General features: G+C 72.9%; 4 protein-coding genes. All 4 read right to left on the bottom strand.

All coding sequences use genetic code 11. From position 1 onward, the window contains the following. Positions 1-206: polyketide synthase docking domain-containing protein (locus OO54_RS40695; RefSeq protein ID WP_033212707.1), on the bottom strand; the 206-nt coding region annotated here is incomplete at its 3' end. Between the two features lie 4 nt (positions 207-210). Beyond that, the gene (locus OO54_RS49010) at positions 211-999 is read right to left on the bottom strand and encodes an acyl carrier protein (RefSeq protein WP_051787917.1); all 789 of its coding nucleotides are present in this window, start codon (positions 997-999) and stop codon (positions 211-213) included. Beyond that, positions 996-3,476, bottom strand: coding sequence for a type I polyketide synthase (locus OO54_RS42140; RefSeq protein ID WP_051787919.1), 2,481 nt, complete (start codon positions 3,474-3,476; stop codon positions 996-998). The genes OO54_RS49010 and OO54_RS42140 overlap by 4 nt, the downstream gene beginning before the upstream one ends. After that, a partial coding sequence (locus OO54_RS40705; RefSeq protein WP_033212711.1) for a beta-ketoacyl reductase occupies positions 3,473-4,223 on the bottom strand: 751 nt, incomplete at its 5' end. The genes OO54_RS40705 and OO54_RS42140, both read right to left, overlap by 4 nt.

The following is a 4,223-nucleotide window of genomic DNA, read 5'->3' on the forward strand; positions in this document are numbered from 1 at the left end:
ATGACATCCACCTCACCGGCAACCAACCGCCACAGATCCTCCGGCGACGACACCCCACCCGGAAAACGGCACGCCACCCCCACGATCGCCACCGGCTCGGTGCTGGTGGCGCTCAGCTCGGCGATGCGCTGCCGGGCCTGGTGCAGGTCCGTGGTCACCTTCTTGAGGTACTTGAGGAGCTTCTCTTCGTTCCCCGCCTGGCTCATCTCTTTATCCCTCTCCGAATTCCACGTCGATGAAGGCGAAGACGTCGTCCACCGAGGCCGATGCGAGCCTGGCCGCGACGTCGGCCCCGTCCGGGCGGGCGACGCCGCCCGCTGCCTCCAACTTCGCGGTGAGTGCCTGGAGCCGGGCGATGAGGCCGGTGGCCTCGATCCGGTCGGGTGCGAGCGAGCCGGCCGCTTCTTCGAGGCGGCGCAGCTCGGCGATGACCGGTTCCTCGGCCGTGGTCGTGCTGAAGAGCTCTCCCTTGAGGAAGTGCGTGAGTGCGAGGGGCGTCGGGTGGTCGAAGATCAGCGTGCTGGGCAGGCGCAGGCCGGTCAGACGGGACAGCCGGTTGCGCAGGTCGACGGCGGCGAGGGAGGTGAAGCCGACTTCGCCGAAGGCACGGCCGGGCGGCAGTTCGGCGCCCGATTCGTGGCCGAGCACGGCGGCCGCCGAGGTGCGGACCAGGGTGAGCAGGGTGTGGTCCCGCTCCTCCGCGGACATGGCGGCGAGTCGCTGGACGAGGCCGCGGGCGTCGGCCGCCGCGTCTTCCGGTGACGTCTCGTCGTCGGGGCCCGGGAGCGCCGTGCCCCCTGCCCGGCCGCCGGCGCCCCAGGCGCTGTCGAGCCAGTACCGCTGGTGCTGGAAGGCGTAGGTCGGCAGTTCCACCGGTCGGCCCGTGCTCCGGCCCAGGACGGCGTTCCAGTCGACCGCCACGCCGCGCACGTGGAGGGCGGCGAGGGCTTCCAGGAAGCGGCGCGGGCCGTTCTCGTCCCGGCGCAGGGTTCCGGTCACGACCTTCGGGGTGGCCGTGGCGCCGTCCTCGCGGTGTCGAAGAGTTCGCCCGTCACCGTCGAGTAGAAGGGCACCGCACCCGACCGGGGCGAGAGACCGGCCAGGGACCGGCGCAGTTCGCCCTCGATGGCCTCCATCTGGACGGAGTGGCCGGCGCTGTTGTTGAGGAGGAGCTGCCGCGCCCGGATTCCTTCGGCCTCGCAGCGGGCCAGGAGTTCTCCGAGCGCGTCCAGGTCACCGCTGACGACCGTCGAGGCGGGGCCGTTGACGGCCGCCACGTCGAGCTTGTCCGGCCACTCCTCGATGAGGTCCGCCACGCGGTCCACGGCTGCGGCGATCGACGCCATGCCGCCCTTTCCGGGCATGCCGACGATCGCGCGGCTGCGCATGACCACCAGGGTCGCCGCGTCCTCCAGGGTGAGCCCGCCGGCCACGCAGGCCGCGGCGATCTCGCCCTGGGAGTGGCCGACGACCGCGTCGGGCACGACCCCGCTCGCCTGCCAGAGCGCCGCCAGGGACACCATGACGGCGAACGACACGGGCTGGACGACGTCGATGGTGTCCAGTGACGGAGCGCCTTCGGCCTGGCGGATGACGTCGAGCAGCGACCAGCCGGTCAGCGGGTCCAGTGCCTTCGCGCACTCCTCCATCCGGGCCGCGAACACGGGAGCGGTGTCGAGGAGGTCGGCCCCCATCCCGGCCCACTGCGCACCCTGACCGGGGAAGACGAACACCTTCCGTCCCTTGACGGCCCCGTCCTCGCCGACGACGAGGCCGGGTGCGTCCTTCGTACCCGTGATGTCCGGCGTCCTCCCGGGAGCGGCGGGGCCCGCGAGGGCTTCGAGTGCGGCCAGCGCCTCGGCCCGGTCGCCCGCGACGACGACCGCCCGCTCGGGCAGCGGGCTCCGGGTGCGTACGAGCGCACGCGCCACGTCGTCCGTGCCCACCTCGGGGTGGTCGGCGAGGAACGCGGCCAGCGCCTTGGCCTGTCCGGCGAGTCCTGCCGCGGAGCCACGTGCCGACACCAGCAGCGGGACGGCCTCGGCGCCCACCAGGCCGGGGGTCTCCTCCTCGGCGGCGATCGCCTCCGGTTCCGGGGCCTGTTCGAGGATGACGTGGGCGTTGGTGCCGCTGACGCCGAAGCTGGACACTCCGGCCCGCCGCGGCCGGTCCAGCTCCGGCCACGGGCGGGCGCGGGTCAGGACTTCGACGCGGCCGGCCGTCCAGTCGACGTGCGGGGTCGGCTCGTCGACGTGCAGGGTGCGGGGCAGTACGCCGTGCCGCATCGCCATGACCATCTTGATGACCCCGGCGACGCCGGCGGCGGCCTGCGCGTGTCCGATGTTCGACTTCAGCGAGCCCAGCCACAGGGGCCGCTCGGCGTCACGGTGCTGCCCGTAGGTCGCCAGGACGGCCTGTGCCTCGATGGGGTCGCCGAGGGCCGTGCCCGTGCCGTGGGCCTCCACCGCGTCGACGTCGACGGGCACCAGACCGGCGTTGGCGAGCGCCGTGCGGATCACCCGCTGCTGCGAGGGCCCGTTGGGCGCGGTCAGACCGTTGGAGGCACCGTCCTGGTTCACGGCGGAGCCGCGGACCACTCCCCAGATGCGCCGCCCGTGACGTACCGCGTCGGACAGCCGCTCCAGGAGCAGTACGCCGGCGCCCTCGGCGAGTCCGGTGCCGTCGGCGGTCCCCGCGAACGCCTTGCACCGGGCGTCGGCGGACAGGCCGCGCTGGCGCGAGGAGCCGATGAGCGTGAACGGCGTCGCCATCACGGTCACGCCCCCGGCCAGCGCGAGCGAGGACTCGCCCGACCGCAGCGACTGCACCGCCAGGTGCAGGGCCACCAGCGAGGACGAGCACGCCGTGTCGACGGTCACCGCCGGGCCTTCGAGGCCCAGGATGTACGACACCCTGCCCGCGAGGACGCTCAGCGAGGCGCCCGTCATCAGATGGCCTTCGAGGCCCTCCGGGATGTCGTGCGTGTCGGCGCGGTAGTCGCCGCCCGCCGTGCCGGTGAAGACGCCGACGTCGGTGCCGCGCACGCTCACCGGATCGATCCCGGCCCGTTCGAGGACCTCCCACGAGGTCTCCAGCATCAGCCGCTGCTGCGGGTCCATCGCCAGCGCCTCGCGCGGCGAGATGCCGAAGAACCCGGCGTCGAAACCGGCGACGTCGTCCATGAAGCCGCCCTCGCGGGCGTAGATCGTGCCCGTGTGGTCCGGATCCGGGTCGAAGAGCGCTTCGCGGTCCCAGCCCCGGTCCTCGGGGAACTCCGTGATGACGTCGGACTCGTCGGCGACCAGCCTCCACAGTTCCTCCGGGGTGGTCACCCCGCCCGGGAGGCGGCAGGCCATGCCGACGACGGCGATCGGCTCGGTGTTCGCGCTCTCCAGTTCGCGCACCCGGCTCTGGTAGCGGCGGGCGTCCGCGAGAACGCGCTTCAGATAGTCGCGGAGCTGCTGCTCGTTGCTCATGCCGTGTGCCCTTCCTCAAGGCCGAACTCGCTGTCGATCAGCTGGAACATCTCGTCGTCGGTGGCCGAGTCGAGATCGATCTCCCCGGCCGTTCCCTCCGGCCCGCCCGGCCCGTCCGCTCCGGCGCCGTGCTGCCAGCGGGCGGTCAGCGAGTGGAGCCGGGCGAGGACCCGGCGGCGGGCCGTGTCGTCGGGTTCGAGCCGGGCGAACGAGGCTTCGAGGCTGTCGAGTTCCGCCATCAGGAGCTCGACCTCGTCGGTGTCCTGGCCGAGCTCTCCCTCCAGGTACGCCATCAGCCTCATCGGGGTGGGGTGGTCGAAGATCAGCGTGGCGGGCAGCCGCAGTCCGGTGAGGGCGGAGAGCCGGTTGCGCAGTTCGACGGAGGTCAGGGAGTCGAACCCGATCTCGTTCAGCGCCCGGTCCGCGCGACGGCCCGCAGAGACCAGTCCGCGCAGCACGGCGGGCACCGCGCCGTTCCCGGCCCGGGTCCGCAGACCGGCGAAGTCCAGCTTCACCGGCAGCAGGGCGGCTTCGGGGGCCTGGAAGGAGAGATCGAAGAGCTCCATGCCCTCGTCCGCCGTGAACGCGACCATGCCACCGCGGGCGATGCGCTGGTGATCGGCATCGCTGAGGTGCGCGCTCATGTCGGTCGCCTGCGCCCACAGGCCCCAGCCGAGGGAGGTCGCGGCCAGACCGCGCGCACGGCGGTGCTGCGCGAGCGCGTCCAGGAAGGCGTTGGCCGCCGCG

The organism is Streptomyces wedmorensis, assembly GCF_000716445.1.
Lineage (GTDB): Bacteria > Actinomycetota > Actinomycetes > Streptomycetales > Streptomycetaceae > Streptomyces > Streptomyces wedmorensis.